Origin of the sequence: Pseudomonas sp. EA_15y_Pfl1_P101, from assembly GCF_963970835.1 — a bacterium.
Classification (GTDB): domain Bacteria; phylum Pseudomonadota; class Gammaproteobacteria; order Pseudomonadales; family Pseudomonadaceae; genus Aquipseudomonas; species Aquipseudomonas tritici.
This window is the reverse complement of the sequence record NZ_CAXAPA010000001.1, coordinates 145,796-165,764: the sequence shown is the minus strand read 5'-3', so window position 1 is coordinate 165,764 and position 19,969 is coordinate 145,796. Positions and strand designations below refer to the sequence as shown.

Sequence of the window (19,969 nt, the reverse complement as noted above, 5' to 3'; positions counted from 1 at the left end):
TCTGCGTTAGACCCGTGTCTTCAGTGCATAGAGCAATTCCAACGCTTTTCGCGGCGTCAAGTCGTCCAGGTCAAGCTTTGCCAGCTCATCCAGTACCGGATGGGGCAGGCTCGCGAACATATCGCTCTGGTGCGGCGCGGCCGGCTTGTTGGAGGTTTTGGCAGCGCTGGCGACCACGGTTTCATGGGGCAGCGCCGTGGTTTCCAGCCGGCTGAGGTGTTCGCGAGCGCGGGTGATCACATCGTTCGGCACACCGGCCAGTTGTGCCACGGCCAAGCCGTAACTCTGGCTGGCAGGCCCCGGCAACACATGGTGCAGGAACACGATGCGCTCGTTGTGCTCGGTGGCGTTCAAGTGCACGTTGGCCACCAGTGGTTCGCTTTCCGGTAGAACGGTCAGTTCGAAATAGTGGGTGGCGAACAGCGTGTAGGCGCGCAAATGCGCCAGGCGCTCGGCCGCCGCCCAGGCCAGGGACAGGCCGTCGAAGGTGCTCGTACCGCGTCCCACTTCGTCCATCAATACCAGGCTGCGTTCGGTGGCGTTGTGCAAAATATTGGCGGTTTCGCTCATTTCCACCATAAAGGTCGAACGGCCACCGGCCAGGTCATCGCTGGAACCGATCCGGGTGAAAATGCGATCAACCAGTGACAGCTCGCAACTCGCGGCCGGGACAAAACTGCCGATATGTGCGAGCAACACAATCAAGGCGGTCTGACGCATATAGGTGGATTTACCGCCCATGTTCGGACCGGTGATGACCAGCATGCGGGTGTCGTCGTCCAGCGACAGGTCGTTGGCGACGAAGGGGGTGGTCAGCACCTGCTCTACAACAGGGTGGCGACCTTGCACGATACGCATGCACGGCTCGCTGACAAAACGCGGGCAGTTCAGGTCAAGGTTCAGCGCACGTTCGGCCAGGTTGCTCAGCACGTCCAGTTCGGCCAGGGCGGCGGCGGTGTCCTGCAGCGGCGCCAGTTGGCTGATCAAGTCTTCCAGCAACGCTTCGTAGAGCATTTTTTCCCGAGCCAAGGCGCGGCTCTTGGCCGACAGCGCCTTGTCTTCGAATTCTTTCAGCTCCGGCGTGATAAAACGCTCAGCACCCTTGAGGGTCTGGCGACGTTGATAGTCGATAGGTGCCGACTCGGCCTGCTTGCTGGGCAACTCAATAAAGTAGCCATGCACGCGGTTATAGCCGACTTTCAGGTTGGCCAGGCCGGTGCGGGCTTTTTCGCGGGCTTCCAGGTCAATCAGGAACTGCCCGGCGTTTTCGCTCAGGGATTGCAGTTCATCCAGCTCGCTGTCGTAACCGGTCTTCAATACGCCACCGTCGCGGATGATCGCGGGCGGGTTGTCGATGATGGCTTTTTCCAACAGCGTCGCCAGTTCCGGGTAGGTGCCAGCGGTTACCGCAAGCTGTTGCAGGTGCGGCGTATCCAGTTCAGTCATCGCTACTTGCAGTTGCGGCAAGGCGCCGAGGGCATCGCGCAGACGCGCCAAGTCACGCGGGCGCGCGTTGCGCAGGCCGATCCGCGCCAGAATGCGCTCTATATCGCCGATTTCCTTCAACTGCGGCTGCAGCTTTTCAAAGCGATAGCCGTCCAGCAGGCAGGTAATAGACGACTGACGCGCTTGCAGCACGCTCAAATCCCGCAACGGACGGTTCAGCCAACGGGTCAGCAAACGGCTGCCCATGGCGGTCTGGCAACGGTCAACCACCGATTGCAGGGTGTTATCGCGCCCGCCGGCCAGGTTGGTGTCCAACTCCAGGTTGCGACGGCTCGCACCATCGAGCACAACGGTGTCGTCCAGACGCTCATGGCGCAGGCTACGCAAATGCGGCAGGGCCGTGCGCTGGGTTTCCTTGGCATAGCCAAGCAAGCAACCGGCGGCACCAATGGCCAGGGTCAGGGTTTCGCAGCCGAAGCCTTTGAGGTCCTGCACCGAGAATTGCTGGCACAGACTTTTCAACGCCGAGTCACGCTCAAAATCCCACGGGGCACGACGTTTGGTCCCACGACGTTTTTCCGCTGGCAGGTCCTTCGGCCAATCATCCGGAATCAACAACTCCACCGGATTGATGCGCTCCAACTCCGCCAGCAGATTCTCCCAGCCCTTGATCTCCAGCACAGTGAAGTTGCCACTGGTGATATCCAGCACCGAAAGCCCGAACAGACGCTCATCACCCAGCACCGCGGCGATCAGGTTATCGCGACGCTCATCCAGCAGCGCTTCATCGCTCACCGTCCCCGGCGTAATAATGCGCACCACCTGACGCTCAACTGGCCCTTTACTGGTCGCCGGATCGCCGATCTGCTCACAGATCACCACCGACTCGCCCAGTTTCACCAGCTTGACCAGGTAGCCTTCCAACGAATGGTAAGGAATCCCACACATTGGAATCGACTGCCCCGCCGACTGCCCGCGCGCGGTCAGGGTGATGTCCAGCAATTTGGCGGCCTTTTTCGCGTCTTCGTAGAAGATCTCGTAGAAGTCGCCCATGCGATAGAACATCAACTGATCAGGGTGCTGGTTTTTCAGGCGCCAGTACTGCTGCATCATGGGGGTGTGGGAGGACAGATCGGAGGTGTTTTTACTCATTAGGTAATAGGCAAATTCGTTGAAAGTGATAGGGCAAAGGTGGGGCGCTCGGCCCAGCTGATTTTGCAATGGGCGCAAGGTTAACACGCGAGGTCGGGGGTTCGCAGTCCACATCAAGATAGGTAGGTCGGACTGGTAAATGCATGATTTATGCATAAGAATGCAAATTAGCATTTGCCAGCCCCAAAAACTCCCGTCACTATCCCCGTTATGCAAAAACGCAACGTTTCTATCGTCTTACGCGAGCTGCTGGACCGCGACCGGATCTCCCCCACGGAGCTTCACCGGCGTACCGGCGTGCCTCAATCCACGTTGTCCCGGATCCTCAGCGGCAAGATCGTTGATCCGTCGGACAAGCACATCTCGCGCATCGCCGAGTACTTCCGCGTGAGCACCGACCAACTGCGCGGCCGCGCGGCGGTGGGGGCTTTGCGCGATGACGGGCGCGACCCGATGCATTCGGAACTCAAGGACATAAGCCTGTGGGACGACGACACGCCCGTTAATGATGACGAGGTGTCGATCCCCTTTCTGCGCGAGGTTGAATTGGCTGCTGGATCAGGAAGATTCGTCATCGAGGAAAGTGAGAAGGCCAGCCTGCGATTCGGTAAGCGCAGCCTGCGGCATAACGGTGTCCAGTTCGACCAGGCCAAGTGTGTGACGGTGCGCGGCAACAGCATGTTGCCGGTGTTGCGTGATGGCGCGACGGTTGGGGTGAATGCGGGCAAGAGTGGCATTGGTGACATCATCGATGGCGACTTGTATGCCATCAATCACAATGGCCAACTGCGCGTGAAACAGCTCTATCGCCTGCCTTCCGGGATTCGCCTGCGCAGTTTCAACCGTGATGAGCATCCGGATGAGGACTACAGTTTTCAGGATATCCAAGATGAGCAGATCAGCATTCTCGGCCATGTATTCTGGTGGGGCATGTACGCCCGTTAACCTCCTCACGTAAGACGAAGCCCGCCAATGCGCGGGTTTTTTTTCGCCCGTAGAAAATCCCCAAACCCTCGGTGTGCAAGGCTGAAAATGCATTAATGCATTTTAATGGTAAAAATAAATGCATTTGTGCATTGACTGTATATGCATACATGCATATTCTCCATCTCAAGCCAGCCAACAAGGCCTGGTGGAGGCGGCAAGGATGCTGCCAAGGAAGACAAGGACGGCACGCAACATCGGCAAGGATGCCATCTGAGCGATGGCAGGGACGCCAGGTAACACCGGCAAGGATGCCGACGCTCTTTAGTTTCACCGCATTACAAGAACAGGCAGCGATGAACCGGCCTCAACGGTTCAGAGGGTTGGCAACTGACCCGGGTGTGCAGCGTAAAGCACCAGAAGCAGTTATCCGGCAGACAGGGATCGTGGTCGGAAAAAAATTGAGGAAAGAACCGTACCGCGCCAGTAGCGCCGACAGTTCGAAGCGGGACCGCATTACTGAAAAGCCCGGGCAACCGGGCTTTTTGGAATGCCTACCTGTAAATGGATTTACCCAGAAACCGGCCCTTTGCCGGCAGGCTCAGCCAGGAGGCGTGACATGACAAACGAGCAGCAAGTGTTAGCGGAAATGCCTATCTGGCTGGTGATCGCACTGGCCCTGGTGGGTGGGGTGTCCGGCGAAATGTGGCGCGCCGACAAGGAGGGCGCCCGCGGTTGGTCGCTGATCCGGCGCCTGGCGCTGCGGTCCGGGGCGTGCATGGTCTGCGGGGTATCGGCGTTGATGCTGTGCTACGCCGCCGGCATGTCGATCTGGACCGCCGGCGCCATAGGTTGCCTGACCGCCATGGCCGGCGCGGACGTGGCCATCGGGCTCTATGAACGCTGGGCGGCCAAGCGCATTGGGGTCAACGAGCCCCCGAACTCTCGCCCGGATCAGCAGTAACCGCTGCAAGGATGCAAGCAGATGACACTTCTCGAAAAACCTTCCCAACTGCCCGTGGCGATTGCGGACGCGCTGAAAAGCGCTTTCCCACAACTGCTAGTAGGCAACCACCAGGACTTCTCCGGAACAGGAGATAAAACCGGGATTTTGATCAGCGTGGAGCGCAACGGCCCGGGGGGGCGCTCCCTTGCCGGGCGCAAGGCACACGCTTTGTCGGTTTCACTCAAGGCCATGGTCGCCAGCGGGTCCGCGCCCTTTGACGCCTGCGACCTGGCCAGCCAATTGATGGACCTGGCCCTGGATAACCGTTGGGGCCTGCCGCCCGATCAGTGTGATTTGCCCGCCACGATTGTCGCGGCGCCTTCTGGTCTTAACGGGGCGGAAACGGACTACGACACCTGGACCGTGTCCTTTACCCAAAACATCTACCTCGGCCCGTCGCTGCTCGAAGATCCCACAGGTAAACCGCTGTTTGCCCGCACCTGGGAAGTCTCCGACATCGACGATCCGGATCAATATCGCCCGCTGTAGGAGTAGTCCATGTTTGACGCATTGTTACGCATGCAGTTGGGGCCGATTGTCGAGCGTCTGGCGGAAATGGAAGCCCAGCTCGAAGACTTGTATCGACGCGCAGAAAGTTTCTGCCGCATTGGCGTGTGTCAGGAGGTCGACGCCGCCAGCAATACCTGCAAGGTCAGCCACGGAGATTTGCTCAGCCCGGCGATCCGGTTTTTTAACCCGAGCGCTGGGGCGCAAACGGAAACCCGTATCCCGTCAGTGGGTGAACAATGCTTGCTGCTCAACTACGGCGGCGGGGAAGGGGGCGCGCAGTCCGTAGCCTTGTTCGGCCTCAACAGTAGTCTCTTTCCGCCTGTTTCCGGTGTTACCTCATTGACGCGACGTCGCCATCAGGACGGCACCCAAAGCGATTACGACGACGCCAGCCACGTCTTCAACTGGGTTAACGGCCCAACCACGTTCAGCGGCTCCCGCGAACAGGTCGACGTCAAGGTCGGCGCCGCCAGCCTGACGATGAATGCCCAGAGCATCACCCTGCAACTCGGCGCCTGCGGCTTATTGCTGGATGCTGCCGGTGTGCATTTGAGCGGCCCGGTGGTGGATCACCAAGGCCGCGTGATCAGTAGCGCATAAGGATTTGCCATGATCGGAATCGATAGGAACACCGGGGTAGCCGTCGATGACTGGCTGCAATTCGTGCAGCGCGCCACCCGAGCGCTGACCACTCCCGTGGGCACTCGCCAGAAGCGTCCGCTGTATGGGTCGCTGATACCACAACTGCTTGGCCAGAACCTTGGCGACGACGTGCTGATCCTCGCCCAAAGCCACGCCGCTCAGGCGTTCTACAACACCCAGAACGGCATCGCCGACTTTCAACCCCAGGTCATCGTCGCCACCCGCCAGGGCGCCGGCCTGTTGCTGCGTTTTGCCGGTACCTGGAAAAACCGCCAACAATCTTTCGAGGTCGTGACATGAGCATGCTGATCCCTGGCCAGAACCAACTGGCGGAACCGGCGATTATCGCGGTCGATGAGTTCGAACCTTTGTTGGCTGAGTTCAAGGCCTTCGTCGTCGATTACGTGGCCACCCGAGCGCCGCCAAGCGCGGCCAAACTCAAGGTCAGTCTCGACAATGAAAGCGAGCTGCTGACCCTGGCCCTGGAGGCGTTTTGCGTGCGGCTGCAAACCCATGAGCGCAAGTACAACGCCCGCATCAAGCAGATGTTGGCGTGGTGGGCGACCGGCAGCAACCTGGATGCGCGCCTGGCCGATATGGGCCTGGAGCGCCAAGTACTCGACCCCGGCGACCCAGCGGCTTTCCCGCCGGTGCTGCCGATTCTGGAGAGCGACGACGACGCCCGCCTGCGTTACTACCTGGCACCGCATGCCCCGGCGGCGGGGTCGCGCATGCAGTATCGCCGTGAGGTGTTCACCCTTGGCGAGCGGCCTTCGGTCAAGGTGCAAAGCGCCACGCCCGGCGTGGTGACCGTCAGCTACACCTTTGACCCGGACGGCTATGCGGCCCAGGTCAAGGACGGTAATGGTCGACGCACCGCGCCGGGTGAAGTGGTGGTCACCGTGCTTTCAAGGGACGGAGATGGCACGCCGTCTGCCGATTTGCTTGACGGTGTTCGTCGCCATTTCGCACGGCCGGATGTACGCCCAGAGACTGACCTCGTCAGTGTCCAAGGCGCGCAGATTCAGCCCTACAAAATTCGCGTCGTGGCCAAGATCAACGCCGGCCCCGATTCGGGGTTGACCCAAGTCGCTGCGCAGCAACTACTGCAAACCTACGCCGACTCCTGCCATCGCCTTGAAGGGCGGGTTGACCCGAGCTGGATCGACTACGCGATCCACAGCGCAGGTGCCGCGCAACTGCAGATCCTCGAACCGCTGGAGCCGATCATCAGTTCGGCGTTCCAGGCCCCGTATTGCACGGGCGTCGAGGTGGAGGTGCGCACGCTATGAGTGAGCCCAAAGCGAGCCTGTTGCCGGCCAATAGCTCACCGTTGGAAAAAGCCTTGGACCTGGGTTTTGGCAAACTGTTGGACCGGGTGATGCCGCCGTTTCCAGCCTTGATGAACCCGCTGCAGACACCCACCGAGTTCCTGCCTTACCTGGCCGCCGACCGTGGAGTCAGTGAATGGGATGCCGACGCCAGCGAGGCGGAGAAGCGCCTGACTGTCACCTTATCCTGGCAGATCCAACGCCAGGCGGGCACGCCCAAAGCCTTGAGTCATGCGGTGGAGTCATTGGGCTTCACGCCCGATATCAGCGCTTGGTACCAGCAGCGACCGTCAGGTTTGCCTTACACCTTCGACGTGCAGGCAATCATCGGGCGCAGTTGGTCCAGCGGTGATCACAACCGGCTGATTCGGCGCATCAATGCCGCGAAAAGCGAGCGGGATCAGGCAACCATCACCATCGTTCACGAAACGCAAGGTCGGCTAGCGCTCACCCAAGTCTTCCACGCACCATTAAGCGAAAGCGAGCTGTATCTGTGCGGCGCGCTGCCGGAATTGGTGTTGGTTGGCCGACTTAACGGTGCCGGGGTTGCCCAGCACTACACCATTAACGACTACGACCTTAGGGCGCAGCCATGACAGATGACATTACGCGCCAAGTGCGCTTCACCTCCAAGGGTTTGGATGAATTGCTGCAGGCAAAGAACCAGGGCTTGAAAGGCGAGATCACCCATATCGGTGCCGGTACCGGCCGCTACAACCCAGACGGCACAGAAGTGGCCTTGCGTGACGAGCGTCAACGGGTCGCCATTGTGGACTACGAAGACCTAGGGGACAGCCAGCTCAGGATGGCCGCGCTGTTTGATGGCGAGGGTGAATATGAGATTGGTGAGTTTGGTTTTTATCTTGCCAGTGGGACCTTGTTGGCGGTGTATTCCGTGGCAGGGAAGCTGCTGACGTATAAAGCGGCGACGGCGCGGGTGCTACAGAAGTTTACGCTGGATATTTCGCCGTTGCCGGCGGATAGCGTAACAGTGGTGGTTGGCTCGGATAATATCAATATTCTTATCGTCCAAGAGTTGGCGATTATCGCCACTGCTAATATCGACAACATGTCACGCTATCTCGGAGTTCTATTTCGGGTGATGACACTCGAAGGTAAGTCGTAACAATACGAGATCGATGTATATATTATCGAAGTGAAGGAGTAACTATTGTGAGTACGGAAACGCAAATTGCCAGTTTGGTACAGGCGGCCAACAGCCTGACCGGCGTGGTGAACGGTAAAATTGGCGACATTGACGAGCGGATGTATCAAGCGCGTGCAGAATTTGATCAGTTTCGTTTGCTAAAGGATGTTGTGGGAGAAGCCGGCGAGCCTGGAACGCTGCTCATGAGTGTGTTTCAGGGACTTATCTGGGGCACTGGACTACCCTATGATGTCGGTGCTACCGGTGGAATAGTCGCGTCGGATCTAGGGTCTTCACTCGCGGTCTACGCTCACTTCAAACTGCCGTTTTCCATTAATACGGATGACGCGATGTTTTGGTTGAATATACGTGGTTATAGCTACGGTAGTTCGTTGGTGCTGGACGAGACGTTCGCGGGCTATGTATATTCTCCGCAGCGAGCAGTGATTAATCAGTCCTGCTTTGGTAAGTTTGAACCGTCTATTTATGCGGATGCCGCGGGTAATGCCATTTGTCGTATTAAGATACCCAATGTTTACGTAACTTTCTTGCGGATTGATACGATGCAGGTAGGTCGTTATCGCGCAATCAAGTTGGGTGATATAAAATCAAAACTATCTCTTTCACCAACGGTGGCTTTCTAAATGACTATAGACACTATGCCGTCGCTCACTCCTAGTAAAGAAGGCCTGGAGCTTTTGGAGTGGTCCTCCATTCGTGTTCGTCGCGACCAGTTGTTGCGGGAAACGGATCACACACAAGTGCAGGACAGTCCTTTAAGTGAGATTCAACGTGTTCAAGTTGCTGCCTATCGCAAACTGTTGCGTGATGTCCCGCAGGATGTGGGCGACCCCTTCTCAGTTGTCTGGCCAGTTAAACCGGACGCTCTTAAATAATTAAACCACCGCGAAAGCGGTTTTTTTTCGCCTCCCCAAAGCCCCTCTCGCAGGGGCTTTGGCGTTTTTCGCCCGGAGAATTTCACTCATGTCTGACCGCCAAACCTACACCGTCCTCATCCCATTCCCCACTGGCGCCGGCCATTGGTCTTCCGTCGGTCAGGAACTCGACCTCCTGGACGTCGAAGCCTCCGCCCTGCGCACCGCCGGCCGCCTGGAACTGACCAGCGTCCTCAACCCCACCCCGGCCAAAAAGGCCACCACCAAGAAGGCTGACTGATCATGGCTGAGGTTTTGAACTTCGAGCACAACGGCATCACCGTCAATGCGACTGAATCCCCTGAGGCCATGGGTGGCCTGGGTGACAACGTGATCGGCTTGGTCGGCACCGCGCCGAAGGCCCATGCGTCGATCCCGAAAAATTCCCCGTTCCGCATCAACAGCTTTACCACCCAAGCGCTGCTGGACCCGACCGGTACCGAGTCGGGTACGCTGTTCCACGCGGTGTACCAGATCCTCAAAGTGGTGAAGGTGCCGGTCTATGTGGTGATCGTGGAAGAGGGCGCCACACCGGCCGACACCCAGAACAACGTGATTGGCGGCGATGAGCCGGTCACCGGTCGCAAGCTCGGCCTGGCTGCCCTGGCCAGCGTGCCGGAAGACCTGACCATCATTGGCGCTCCAGGCTTTACCGGCACCAAGGCCGTGGCCGGTGAGTTCGCCTCGTTCGGCAAGCGCATCAAGGCGCGTGTGGTGCTGGATGGCAAAGACGCGAGCGTCGCCGACCAAGTGACTTACAGCGGCGAACTGGGCGGTGCCGACCTGGGGTTCGACCGTTGCCTGCTGGTGCACAACATGCCATCGGTGTACTCCAAGGCCGCCAAGAAAAACGTGTTTCTCTCACCATCGACCCTCGCCATTGCCGCATTGGCCAAGGTCAAGCAATGGGAAAGCCCAGGCAATCAGGTGACGTTCGCCGAGGACGTTTCCCGCGTGGTCGAGTACAACATCCTCGACACTTCCACCGAGGGCGACCTGCTCAACCGCTACGGCGTGAGCTACTACGCCCGCACTATTCTCGGCGGCTTCTCGCTGCTGGGTAACCGTTCCATCACCGGCAAGTTCATCAGCTACGTCGGCCTGGAAGATGCCATCAGCCGCAAGCTGGTCAAGGCTGGTCAAAAAGCCATGGCCAAGAACCTCACCAAATCCTTCATGGATCAGGAGGTCAAGCGCATCAACGACTGGCTGCAAACCCTGGTCGCCGACGAAACCATCCCCGGCGGCAGCGTGTACCTGCACCCGGAACTGAACAGTGTCGAGAAGTACAAGAACGGCACCTGGTTCATCGTCATCGACTACGGCCGCTACGCGCCAAACGAACACATGATTTATCAACTCAACGCCCGCGATGAAATCATCGAGCAGTTCCTGGAGGACGTTCTCTAATGTTTACCAATCGAGTCAGACAGGCCATTGCGGCCACCCTTCAAGGTTTGCCGTTGTCCGCGACGGTCACCTCTTTCTCTCCGCCGAAGATTGACTTCGACATGGAGCCGATGACCGGCGGACGTTTTATCGCAGAGGAAATGGCCAAGAGTGCCAAGGCGCTGAATGCGTCCCTGGAACTGCAAGGCGCCGGCCCGGAAGTCATGCTGGCCCTGGGCGTTCGCCTGGGTGATGACATCCTGCTCAACGTGCGCGAAGCCGGTCAGGACCAGGACGGCAAGACCTATTTCACTTACCACACGGTCGGCGGCAAGTTGAAGTCGTTGGGCGAAACTGCGCTGAAGATGGGTGAAAAACCTGCCACTACGTTGGAGCTGTCCTGCCGCACCTACACCCGCCTGGAAAACGGTATCCCGGTGATCGACATCGACGTGCGCACCCAGAAGTTCGTGCTCAACGGCGTCGACATTCTGGGCGATGCCCGCCGCGCGGTGCTGATGCCTTAAACGCGAGCGTGATCTGAAGTGGGCACGATCAATGTGGGAGCCGGGCTTGCCCGCGATACAGGCGACTCGGTTTGTCAGTTGCACCGAGTTGACGTCATCGCAGGCAAGCCAGCTCCCACATTGATCGTGTTCGCTCTGAGATATCCGGCATTTTTCAACGATGTTTGAACAAGGAATTGCTCCATGGCCTGGATGCCACCGCTGCACCGCCTGCTCTCGCCGATCACCGCCGACACCGGCGCGACGATTGAGCAGGTGCAACTCAAACCGCTGTACTACGCCGCGCAAAAAGATGCGCTGGCCCGGGCCGGTGAGGACGAGGACGACCAGTTTTTCGAACTGGCGAAACTCGCCACCGGCCTGTCGGAAAAAGAGCTTGATCAACTCAAGCGCCCGGACTACGTGACCATCGCCCAATACGTACACGAGATGTCGACGCGTCCTGCGTCGTTCTTCCTGGGCGAGCAGTCTGAATCGACCCACGACCAGCCCGTTCAACTGCTGTTGCCCCTCGATGCTGCCGGCCGCACTTTCACCGAGCTGTCCCTGGAAATGCCCGCCCTGCGCGCCACCAAGGTGATGAAAAAACTCGCCACCAACAAAGAGCGCGCCGAGTTCATTACCGCTCACTGCAGCGGCCTGATGATCCCCGATCTCGCCGGCCTGACCGTGCCCGACTGGACCGAACTGCAGGAGCGCATCGACGATTTTTTAAATCAACCAGCGGCTTTCTTTCGCAACGCGACATCGACGTGATCCTCGATGTGGTGCCGCTGGTTTACTCGGTAAATGAGGCGGAGATCCTGGAGTGGGATGCCGCCAAAGCATTGCGCCGCTACGACATCGCGATCACTCGCCTTGGCGTTAAACAGGAGTAGAGCGGGATGCAAGAAACTAAGTATGGGATCAGGCTCGCCCAGGAGGACTTCCGCTGGATGATCGGCGACGCGGACCTTGGCAATGTGCTCGCGCCGTTTTCCACGAGCGCAGCGGCACCTGTAAGCCTGGAGGGTGCAACGCAGCCGCAGGTGGAGCTGCGCTCTGCGTTGGTCACGCTCAGTGTGGATATCAGCGCCTTGACCCAGGAACAACTGCGGTTGCGCGAGACGTTGGAGACGCTCAACACTACGTTGTTCATCAACAGCGATGCTCTGGTGCCCAAGGCGACCGATGTCGCCACGAGCGCGCCGAAGGATGAGCCCAAGAAACCCGCTGACGGTGCGGTGATGAGCACGATCAAGGCGGCCGGCGGCGAATTGTGGGACGCGCTGACAAGCAAGGTTGCAGAAAAAGCGATTGATCTGGTCTTGGACACGGCTACCAAGAAATACAAAGGTCGCAAAAAAAACGGCGGGCGCAGTGCAGGGGGACGCGACCTGTTCGAACAAAGTCGCCAGGCCTTCGGCAGCTCGTCCATGGCCGTTCAAAGGGCGGCGAACCCACAAGGCTTTCAATCCTTTGCCGGGGCAAGCGTCGCAGCGCCAATGCCAACGCAGCCAAACGTACCCTCGGGTGCCTTGACCAATGCCGTCTCCAAACTCGAATCCGTCGGCATTCGGCGGCTCGCGCCTCTGAGGACCGCCGAGGCCACCCTGACCGTAATCCGGGGCGTGCGCAATGGCGACACCAACGCCATCGGCTCCGGCCTGAGTACCGCCGGCGGTGCCTGGGCAGGCGCGTCCGCCGGGGCGGCCATCGGCACGCTGGTTTTTCCCGGCGTCGGTACGGCTGTCGGTGGTGCAATCGGTGGCTTGCTGGGCGGTGAGGCGGGCGCCTGGCTGGGTGGCAAACTGTTTGGCCCGAGTGATCGCCTGCCTGCGCCCAATGCGGTGAGCAAGGAGCTCAGCTCGGCGCGCACGGATAACGTCCAAGTCACTATCGCCCCCAGTATCCAGATCACGGGCGTAAACCCCGCCGACGCCCAACAGGTCGTCAACCAAGTGATCCAGGCCCTGCAATTTCAATGCATGCCGATGGTTCCCGACGCTCTGGGCATCCGACGCAACGCGGCACTGGCCGATCCAGGAGGTGATTGATGCGACAACAAATGGTGTTGGGCGATTTTATTTTTGGTTTGTCCCGGGGCTTCGCTTATTCCTCGCTTTCCCGTAGCAGCGACGGCGGCTGGAGCGACCTGGCGATTATTGCCAGCAAGTCGCAGTCGCGGCAGAGCGGCCAGAAGCTGGAAAAACTCACATTCAATGGTATGGCCATGTACGGCGTAGGTATGCAGCGGTTGGACGAATTGCGCGCGCTGCAAAATGAGCGAGCGCCGCTGCCGCTGGTGGACGGCATTGGCCGTAACTGGGGCCTGTGGCGGATCAATTCGGTGCTCGAAACCCAGAGCAATGTGATCGACGACGGCACCGCGATGGTGATGACTTGGACCCTTGAGCTGGAGGAATTCGTCAATGCGTAGAGTCCGAAGTATCGCGGGTGATTCGGTCAACCTGCTGCTCTACCGTGAGCTGGGGCGTTGCGATGATGCGGCCGAAGAAACCCTGTGGCGCTTGAACCCCACACTGGCCGAGCACGGTCCCGTACTGCCAGCGTGTGTGTGGGTGATCGTGCCGGAAATGCAAGCGCGGCCGGCAGCGGTTCGGCCTGTTCTGGCGTGGGATTGAGGAGGGTTTATGGCACAGGGATTTACGCCAATCGTAGAGTTCTACGGCGCTAACGCAGCATTGCTCAACCAACGCATCATGCGTTGGAGCCACACCGACGGGGTGGGCATCCAGTCTGATCGGCTCGAACTGACCCTCAATATCGAAGGGCTCGATGGCTTGCCGAGCTTGAGCGGCAAGATAGGCTTGCGCGTCGGTTACAAAGAGTCGGGGCTGGTGGAAAAAGGCCAGTTTCTCATTAGCCAGCGCACACCCGTGCTGTTTCCCATGCGCTTGATGATCATCGCGACTGCGGCGCCCTTCAGCGAAAGTGACCCAAGCGGCTACCGCCAGCGCCGATCAGCCAGCTACGGGCCAACCACTCTAGGGGCGCTGTTTCGCCAACTGGTCAGCCGGCATGGGTTTTCGCCGCGTGTGGCGCCGTCTCTGGAGAGCATTGCGGTGCCTCATATCGACCAATCCAATGAAAGCGACATGGCATTCATCACGCGTCTGGCCAAGCGCTACTGTGCGATCACTAAACCGTTCAACGAACTGTATGTGCTCGCCGAGGCCGGAAAAACCCGGACACTGACCCTTCAGCAATTGCCGGAAGTGAAGTTGTCTGTGACCCGGGACAACCACCCTGGTGATCAAGCCTTTATCACCGCCACGCTCAACGATAAAACGCGGTCGAAATACCAGGGCAGCCGCGTGACGTGGTGGGATGCAGCCGCAGGCAAGCAACACGTCGTTGAAGTCGGGATCGCACCCTTCAAGACCTTGCGCCAGCGCTTTCAGAATGAAGCGGAAGCCCGCGCCGTCGCCGAGGCTGAATTGCGCCGGGTCGGCCGTGAGGGCTTGGAGTTAGTGATCGATTGCCCTGGCAATCCTTTGCTGGCCGCCGAAGGGTTGTTGCGGCTCGATGAGACCTGGCCTGGGTATATGCAGGGGCGTTGGTCGATCACCCAGGTGATTAATGTGGGTGACCCAGTGACGGGGTATCGCAGTTCGATCACCGCGGGCGGTTTGTCGGAATAGACGTTTCTTCAGGGTGAGATAGATGCTGATTACACTGCCACAACTGATTCAAATCCTGCCTGGAGCCTTCCGTGGGGCGAGCCTTTTTCTGACTGCGTTCAATGCTGCGTTTGCCCGGTACGAGATTGATAGCGCTCGTCGTGCGGCAGCATTTATCGCGCAAGTCGGCCACGAGTCCGGGGCGTTGCGCTACGTATGCGAACTGGGCAGCGAGCAGTATCTGAGCAAGTACGACACGGGTTTGTTGGCTGCGCGTTTGGGCAATACGCCCGAAGCGGACGGCGACGGCCAGAAGTACCGGGGCAGGGGCCTGATCCAGATCACCGGGCGGCGCAATTACTTGGCCTGCAGCCGGGCGCTGTTCGGCGATGAGCGTTTGTTACAGGCCCCGACGTTACTGGAGCAGCCGCAATGGGCTGTCGAGTCGGCGGCCTGGTTCTGGCAGAGCAATGGCCTGAACGAACTGGCCGACAAGGACCAGTTCACCACCATCACGCGGCGTATCAACGGCGGGCTCAATGGGCTGGAGGATCGCTTGCGGCTGTGGGCGCGGGCGAAGGAGGTTTTGTGCGTTTCCTGAGTGTGTGCCGACTGATCGGCGTGTGCCTGTTGATAGCCGTTATCTGGCAAGTGCAGGCCTGGCGGTACGGGGCGCAGATTGAACGTTTGTCGGCAACACAGACGCAGGCAACCCTGCAACAACAGAGGGCTGAACAGGCCAGACGGCTGGCCCTGGAGCAACAACTCAGCACCAGCGACACACAACATGCTCGGGAGTTAAGCGATGCACACCATCATCAGGCTGTTTTGCGCGACCGGCTGGCCACTGCTGATGTGCGGTTGTCAGTCCTTCTCGACGCATCCAGTGACTGTTCAGTGCCAGCCGCCACCGCCACCGGCAGCCTGGTTCATGCAACCCCGCGAGCCCGACTTGACCCGGCGCATGCTCAGCGAATTATCGGCATCACCGACGATGGTGATAACGCCCTGATCGCCTTGCGCGCCTGTCAGGCGTACGTGCGCGCCGTCGCCCGCTAGCTTCTTGAGACAGTTCGTCACTTGCGCGTGCGATTGGCTCCTGTAGGGTAAGCAAACCCCCGCCTACGTCTGGAGACGACCGTGAATGAAATCACTCAACTGGCTGCTGAACTGGGTCGCCGTCTACAGGTGCTGAACGCCCATATCACCGCTGCCGAGTCCTGCACCGGCGGCGGTATCGCGGAAGCTATCACGCGTATTCCGGGGAGTTCGGCCTGGTTCGAGGCGGGTTATGTCACTTATTCCAATCGGCAGAAGACGCGGCAATTGAATGTGCCGGAAACGTTGTTTCCAAAAGTTGGCGCCGTCAGCCAGGAAGTGGTGGAAGCAATGGTGCGTGGCGCGCAGGAAAAGAGCCTGGCGCGATTTGCTGTCGCGGTCAGCGGTGTGGCGGGGCCGGATGGCGGTTCGCCGGACAAACCGGTGGGCACCGTCTGGCTGGCCTTTGGCGTGGGTGAGGACGTCACGGCCGAACTCGAACACTTTACCGGCAACCGCGACGAGGTCCGCCGACAAACGGTAAAAGCCGCGCTAGAGGGTTTGTTGCGACGAGCTGCAGCAGAAATAGAAAATCAGGGGTAGGCGATCTCCGATCTTTGTGGAACAATACTGTCTACTTATACAGGTGTTGGCCGCCCCGGCCTTATTGATTACGTGAGGACTTTAATGGACGACAACAAGAAGAAAGCCTTGGCTGCGGCCCTGGGTCAGATCGAACGTCAATTCGGCAAGGGTGCCGTAATGCGTATGGGCGATCACGACCGTCAGGCGATCCCGGCTATTTCCACTGGCTCTCTGGGTCTGGACATTGCGCTCGGCATTGGCGGCCTGCCAAAAGGCCGTATCGTTGAAATCTACGGTCCTGAATCTTCCGGTAAAACTACCCTGACTCTGTCAGTGATTGCCCAGGCGCAGAAAATGGGCGCCACCTGTGCGTTTGTCGACGCCGAGCACGCACTGGACCCTGAATACGCCGGCAAACTGGGCGTCAACGTGGACGACCTTCTGGTTTCTCAGCCGGACACAGGTGAGCAAGCCCTGGAAATCACTGACATGCTGGTGCGCTCCAACGCCATTGACGTGATCGTGGTCGACTCCGTGGCTGCCCTGGTTCCCAAGGCTGAAATCGAAGGCGAAATGGGCGATATGCACGTGGGCCTGCAGGCCCGTCTGATGTCCCAGGCGCTGCGTAAAATCACCGGTAACATCAAGAACGCCAACTGCCTGGTGATCTTCATCAACCAGATCCGTATGAAGATCGGCGTGATGTTCGGCAGCCCGGAAACCACCACCGGTGGTAACGCGTTGAAGTTCTACGCTTCGGTCCGTCTTGATATCCGCCGTACCGGCGCGGTGAAAGAAGGTGACGAGGTTGTGGGTAGCGAAACCCGCGTTAAAGTCGTGAAGAACAAGGTGGCCCCGCCTTTCCGTCAGGCCGAATTCCAGATTCTCTACGGCAAGGGTATCTACCTGAACGGCGAAATGATCGACCTAGGCGTGCTGCACGGTTTCGTCGAAAAATCCGGTGCCTGGTATGCCTACAATGGCAGCAAGATCGGTCAAGGCAAGGCCAACTCGGCCAAGTTCCTGGCAGACAACCCGGACATCGCGGCCACGCTTGAGAAGCAGATCCGCGACAAGCTGCTGACCCCTGCGCCAGACGTGAAAGCTGCCGCCAACCGTGAGCCGGTTGAAGAAGTGGAAGAAGTCGACACTGATATCTGAAGCAAACGATGACAGTTGTACTGGATACACTCGTCGCCGTTCGGCGCACCGCGATGGACCTGCTCGCTCGACGCGAGCATGGTCGAGTCGAGCTGACGCGTAAATTGCGTCAGCGCGGCGGGGAACCCGAGATGATCGAAACTGCCCTCGACCGTTTGACGGAAGAGGGGCTGCTTTCGGAAGCCCGTTACCTCGAAAGCTTTGTCTCCTATCGAGCCCGCTCCGGCTATGGCCCTGCGCGTATTCGCGAAGAACTGAGCCAGCGTGGCTTGCAGCGTGCGGATATCGATCTTGCCCTGCGTGAGTGCGGTATCAGCTGGCAGGCGCAGCTGGAAGACACCTGGCGGCGCAAGTTTTCTGGCCATCTTCCGATCGATGCCAGAGAGCGTGCGAAGCAGGGACGCTTCCTGAGTTATCGCGGGTTTTCGATGGAGATGATCAGTCGCTTGTTGAGCGGTCGGGATATGGACGACTGAACGCAGTTGGTCTAGTTAACGGGCGCTGCGACGATTCGACAAGCCCGCTCACTACAACAGTGTGTAGATACCTAAGCCGCCATAAGAAAGGCCCGCTATGAAAATAGTGGGCCTTTTTTTTGCTCAAAAAATCACGCCGGCTCCGGCGCCACCCGCTGCTGAGCCTTTCCCTGAGCCTGCGCCCAGTTCTCCGGTAAATTGATGTAATCCACCAGCTCCCGTAGCCGGCCCTGGTCGCGCCCGTTGAAGTTGAACACCAGTCGCGTCAAATGACTGAACCTTGGCTCGTCATGTTCTTTGCCGGTATACCCGTGCTGCTGGAAGTCCCCACTCAGCCGCAAGCTGGCAAACTCGCTCTGCAAATGGGCCAATGCCCGCTCACTGAGCGGATGATTCATGCGTACTACAAACTCACGTTTCAACCAGCGCGTGGAGTGGAAGTTGGCATAAAACTGGTTGATCTCTTCCACTGCCTCTTCGGCGCTGTACACCAGGCGTACCAGCTTGAGGTCGGTAGGCAGGATATAGCGGTTGGCTTCCAACTGACTGCGGATAAAATCCAGGGCACCCTGCCAAAACCCGCCGCCTGGCGCGTCCAACAGCACTACCGGTACCAGCGGGCTCTTGCCGGTCTGGATCAGGGTTAACACTTCCAACGCTTCATCCAGCGTGCCGAAACCGCCTGGGCACAACACCAATGCGTCGGCTTCCTTGACGAAGAACAGCTTGCGGGTAAAGAAGAAGTGGAAGGACAGCAGGTTCTCAGTGCCATCAATGGTCGGGTTGGCATGCTGTTCAAACGGCAGGGTGATGTTGAACCCCAGGCTGTGTTCAAGGCCGGCGCCTTCATGGGCGGCGGCCATGATGCCGCCGCCACCGCCGGTGATCACCATCAGGTCCGAGCGTGCCAGCGCTGCGCCGACTTCCCGGGCGAGGGCGTACAGCGGGCTTTCCACTGGAGTGCGTGCCGAGCCGAACACTGTCACTTTGCGGCGACCCTTGAACTGTTCGAGCGCGCGGAAGGCATGGTCCAATTCGCGGATAGCTTGGAGGGTGATCTTGGCGTTCCAGCGGTTGCGGTCGTCCTGGGCCATGCGCAGCACGGTGAGGATCATGTCGCGATACAGGGGGATATTCGGGCTGTTGGGAGCGATCAGTTGGAGTTGAGCTTCGACCTGCTGCGTGAGGTCGGCCCCGTTCTCTTCAAAATGTCGAAGCAGGCGGTCATTCGGTTCGTAAGGCATTCAACGTCTCCTTCTTGCAGGGCCCGGGTGGCCGACGAGAGGTTCGCCGGAGGCTACGACACTGCATGTGTCGCTGCTTGCCGCAGGGGCAACCTTCTTTTGCCCTGAAAATGTTACAGAACAGCATGAACAATGCTGTGAATAAATGGCTGGAATGACTTGATCATGTGCCGAAAAACCCTTGGCTGGCAACCACTTATTGGTCGCTCAATAGGGGGGGCTTAGTTGCCTGGAAGGAGTTGGCGCGGGGGGAGTGCGCGCTGCCGGACAGCAGCGCGCGAAGGTAAAACGGCTACTTTTTCTTTTTCGCCGCAGCCGGTGCCGGGCAATCTGCTTCAACGAATTTGACCGACGCCACAGGACGGTTGGTCTTGTTCTCGGTGATTTCGTAGCGCATCACTGCACCTTTGGCCATCAGTTCGCGGTAGCCTTTGTTCAGGCACACGCTTTGGCCAAGCTGGAAGTACACAGCCTTGGGGTTGGCGCGCATCTGTTCGGCGCGGTCGGACATCACGCTCAGGTGATCGATCAGTTGCATGCCTTCAACGGTGTAGGCCACTTCCAGGGTTTTTTCGTCGATTTCCCGGGGCAGGTCCTTATTGCTCTCAGCCGCGACGCTTTGCAGCTTTCTGTTCATTTGGGCCTCCAGCAGCGAGGCCGCCTGGGCGCACACGGGCAATACCAGCGCGAGGGCGACGGATGGGGCGACAAGACGCAGCATGGAACGCAGCATGAAACTCTCCTGATTCGGTTACTGGTGCATAGACCAGCCACTGTGCTGTGCGTTCAGTGGCGCGCAATTATAGGTGTGCCCTTGCCACTACAGCCAGGCG

27 protein-coding genes are annotated in these 19,969 nt (G+C 59.1%); 24 read left to right on the top strand and 3 right to left on the bottom strand.

The genetic code is table 11. The annotated features are described in order from the left end of the window. Window positions 1-6: 6 nt before the first annotated feature. The gene (gene mutS / locus AACY36_RS00820; RefSeq protein ID WP_339418276.1) at window positions 7-2,598 is read right to left on the bottom strand and encodes a DNA mismatch repair protein MutS; all 2,592 of its coding nucleotides are present in this window, start codon (window positions 2,596-2,598) and stop codon (window positions 7-9) included. Between the two features lie 210 nt (window positions 2,599-2,808). Here mutS and AACY36_RS00815 point away from each other — a divergent pair, with 210 nt between their 5' ends. The 24 genes from AACY36_RS00815 to recX all read left to right on the top strand — a co-directional run bounded on the left by AACY36_RS00815 (window position 2,809) and on the right by recX (window position 17,892). Then, window positions 2,809-3,543, top strand: a complete 735-nt coding sequence (locus AACY36_RS00815; protein WP_339418274.1) for a LexA family transcriptional regulator — start codon at window positions 2,809-2,811, stop codon at window positions 3,541-3,543. Window positions 3,544-4,141: 598 nt separating this feature from the next. Next, window positions 4,142-4,486, top strand: a complete 345-nt coding sequence (locus AACY36_RS00810; protein ID WP_339418273.1) for a phage holin family protein — start codon at window positions 4,142-4,144, stop codon at window positions 4,484-4,486. A gap of 21 nt (window positions 4,487-4,507) precedes the next feature. Further along, complete coding sequence (locus tag AACY36_RS00805) at window positions 4,508-5,017, top strand: hypothetical protein (RefSeq protein WP_339418271.1); 510 nt, start codon at window positions 4,508-4,510, stop codon at window positions 5,015-5,017. Between the two features lie 9 nt (window positions 5,018-5,026). After that, a complete protein-coding gene (locus AACY36_RS00800) occupies window positions 5,027-5,638 on the top strand; it encodes a phage baseplate assembly protein V (RefSeq protein ID WP_339418269.1) in 612 nt (203 codons plus the stop codon). A gap of 9 nt (window positions 5,639-5,647) precedes the next feature. Beyond that, window positions 5,648-5,980, top strand: a complete 333-nt coding sequence (locus AACY36_RS00795) for a phage baseplate protein (protein WP_339418267.1) — start codon at window positions 5,648-5,650, stop codon at window positions 5,978-5,980. Beyond that, entirely contained in the window at window positions 5,977-6,972 is a 996-nt protein-coding gene (locus AACY36_RS00790; RefSeq protein WP_339418265.1) for a baseplate J/gp47 family protein, read from the top strand. Before AACY36_RS00795 ends, AACY36_RS00790 begins: the two co-directional genes overlap by 4 nt. Beyond that, the gene (locus tag AACY36_RS00785) at window positions 6,969-7,607 is read left to right on the top strand and encodes a phage tail protein I (RefSeq protein WP_339418263.1); all 639 of its coding nucleotides are present in this window, start codon (window positions 6,969-6,971) and stop codon (window positions 7,605-7,607) included. The genes AACY36_RS00790 and AACY36_RS00785 overlap by 4 nt, the downstream gene beginning before the upstream one ends. Beyond that, a complete protein-coding gene (locus AACY36_RS00780; protein ID WP_339418261.1) occupies window positions 7,604-8,137 on the top strand; it encodes a hypothetical protein in 534 nt (177 codons plus the stop codon). The genes AACY36_RS00785 and AACY36_RS00780 overlap by 4 nt, the downstream gene beginning before the upstream one ends. Before the next feature lie 47 nt (window positions 8,138-8,184). Then, a complete protein-coding gene (locus AACY36_RS00775) occupies window positions 8,185-8,802 on the top strand; it encodes a hypothetical protein (RefSeq protein ID WP_339496677.1) in 618 nt (205 codons plus the stop codon). Beyond that, window positions 8,803-9,054: a tail fiber assembly protein gene (locus tag AACY36_RS00770; protein ID WP_339418259.1), complete on the top strand. Its 252-nt coding sequence runs from the start codon at window positions 8,803-8,805 to the stop codon at window positions 9,052-9,054. A gap of 88 nt (window positions 9,055-9,142) precedes the next feature. Beyond that, a complete protein-coding gene (locus AACY36_RS00765; protein ID WP_339418258.1) occupies window positions 9,143-9,334 on the top strand; it encodes a hypothetical protein in 192 nt (63 codons plus the stop codon). Between the two features lie 2 nt (window positions 9,335-9,336). Beyond that, entirely contained in the window at window positions 9,337-10,503 is a 1,167-nt protein-coding gene (locus AACY36_RS00760; RefSeq protein ID WP_339418256.1) for a phage tail protein, read from the top strand. Further along, window positions 10,503-11,009, top strand: a complete 507-nt coding sequence (locus AACY36_RS00755; protein WP_339418254.1) for a phage major tail tube protein — start codon at window positions 10,503-10,505, stop codon at window positions 11,007-11,009. The genes AACY36_RS00760 and AACY36_RS00755 overlap by 1 nt, the downstream gene beginning before the upstream one ends. Before the next feature lie 183 nt (window positions 11,010-11,192). Next, window positions 11,193-11,765: a phage tail assembly protein gene (locus AACY36_RS00750; RefSeq protein WP_339418252.1), complete on the top strand. Its 573-nt coding sequence runs from the start codon at window positions 11,193-11,195 to the stop codon at window positions 11,763-11,765. Next, window positions 11,762-11,887, top strand: a complete 126-nt coding sequence (locus tag AACY36_RS00745) for a hypothetical protein (protein WP_024073744.1) — start codon at window positions 11,762-11,764, stop codon at window positions 11,885-11,887. Before AACY36_RS00750 ends, AACY36_RS00745 begins: the two co-directional genes overlap by 4 nt. Window positions 11,888-11,893: 6 nt before the next feature. Continuing rightward, window positions 11,894-13,045, top strand: coding sequence for a hypothetical protein (locus tag AACY36_RS00740; RefSeq protein ID WP_339418245.1), 1,152 nt, complete (start codon window positions 11,894-11,896; stop codon window positions 13,043-13,045). Next, window positions 13,045-13,428, top strand: a complete 384-nt coding sequence (locus tag AACY36_RS00735; RefSeq protein WP_339418244.1) for a phage tail protein — start codon at window positions 13,045-13,047, stop codon at window positions 13,426-13,428. The genes AACY36_RS00740 and AACY36_RS00735 overlap by 1 nt, the downstream gene beginning before the upstream one ends. Continuing rightward, entirely contained in the window at window positions 13,421-13,633 is a 213-nt protein-coding gene (locus tag AACY36_RS00730) for a tail protein X (protein ID WP_339418243.1), read from the top strand. The genes AACY36_RS00735 and AACY36_RS00730 overlap by 8 nt, the downstream gene beginning before the upstream one ends. 9 nt (window positions 13,634-13,642) lie before the next feature. Then, window positions 13,643-14,653, top strand: a complete 1,011-nt coding sequence (locus tag AACY36_RS00725; RefSeq protein WP_339427110.1) for a contractile injection system protein, VgrG/Pvc8 family — start codon at window positions 13,643-13,645, stop codon at window positions 14,651-14,653. A gap of 22 nt (window positions 14,654-14,675) precedes the next feature. Continuing rightward, window positions 14,676-15,233 carry a glycoside hydrolase family 19 protein gene (locus AACY36_RS00720; RefSeq protein ID WP_339418240.1) on the top strand — a complete coding sequence of 186 codons (558 nt, stop codon included), beginning with the start codon at window positions 14,676-14,678 and terminating at the stop codon, window positions 15,231-15,233. Continuing rightward, window positions 15,221-15,691 carry a lysis system i-spanin subunit Rz gene (locus AACY36_RS00715; protein WP_339418238.1) on the top strand — a complete coding sequence of 157 codons (471 nt, stop codon included), beginning with the start codon at window positions 15,221-15,223 and terminating at the stop codon, window positions 15,689-15,691. Before AACY36_RS00720 ends, AACY36_RS00715 begins: the two co-directional genes overlap by 13 nt. Window positions 15,692-15,772: 81 nt before the next feature. Beyond that, complete coding sequence (locus AACY36_RS00710) at window positions 15,773-16,273, top strand: CinA family protein (RefSeq protein WP_339418236.1); 501 nt, start codon at window positions 15,773-15,775, stop codon at window positions 16,271-16,273. A gap of 84 nt (window positions 16,274-16,357) precedes the next feature. After that, window positions 16,358-17,416, top strand: coding sequence for a recombinase RecA (gene recA, locus AACY36_RS00705; protein ID WP_017137075.1), 1,059 nt, complete (start codon window positions 16,358-16,360; stop codon window positions 17,414-17,416). An 8-nt stretch (window positions 17,417-17,424) separates the two neighbouring features. Continuing rightward, window positions 17,425-17,892, top strand: a complete 468-nt coding sequence (gene recX / locus AACY36_RS00700) for a recombination regulator RecX (RefSeq protein ID WP_339418233.1) — start codon at window positions 17,425-17,427, stop codon at window positions 17,890-17,892. Window positions 17,893-18,023: 131 nt separating this feature from the next. On the opposite strand, the gene AACY36_RS00695 is transcribed toward recX, so the two are convergent. Then, the gene (locus AACY36_RS00695) at window positions 18,024-19,136 is read right to left on the bottom strand and encodes an LOG family protein (RefSeq protein ID WP_339418232.1); all 1,113 of its coding nucleotides are present in this window, start codon (window positions 19,134-19,136) and stop codon (window positions 18,024-18,026) included. 292 nt (window positions 19,137-19,428) lie between these two features. Continuing rightward, the gene (locus AACY36_RS00690; protein ID WP_049709734.1) at window positions 19,429-19,869 is read right to left on the bottom strand and encodes a PA3611 family quorum-sensing-regulated virulence factor; all 441 of its coding nucleotides are present in this window, start codon (window positions 19,867-19,869) and stop codon (window positions 19,429-19,431) included. Window positions 19,870-19,969: the final 100 nt, after the last annotated feature.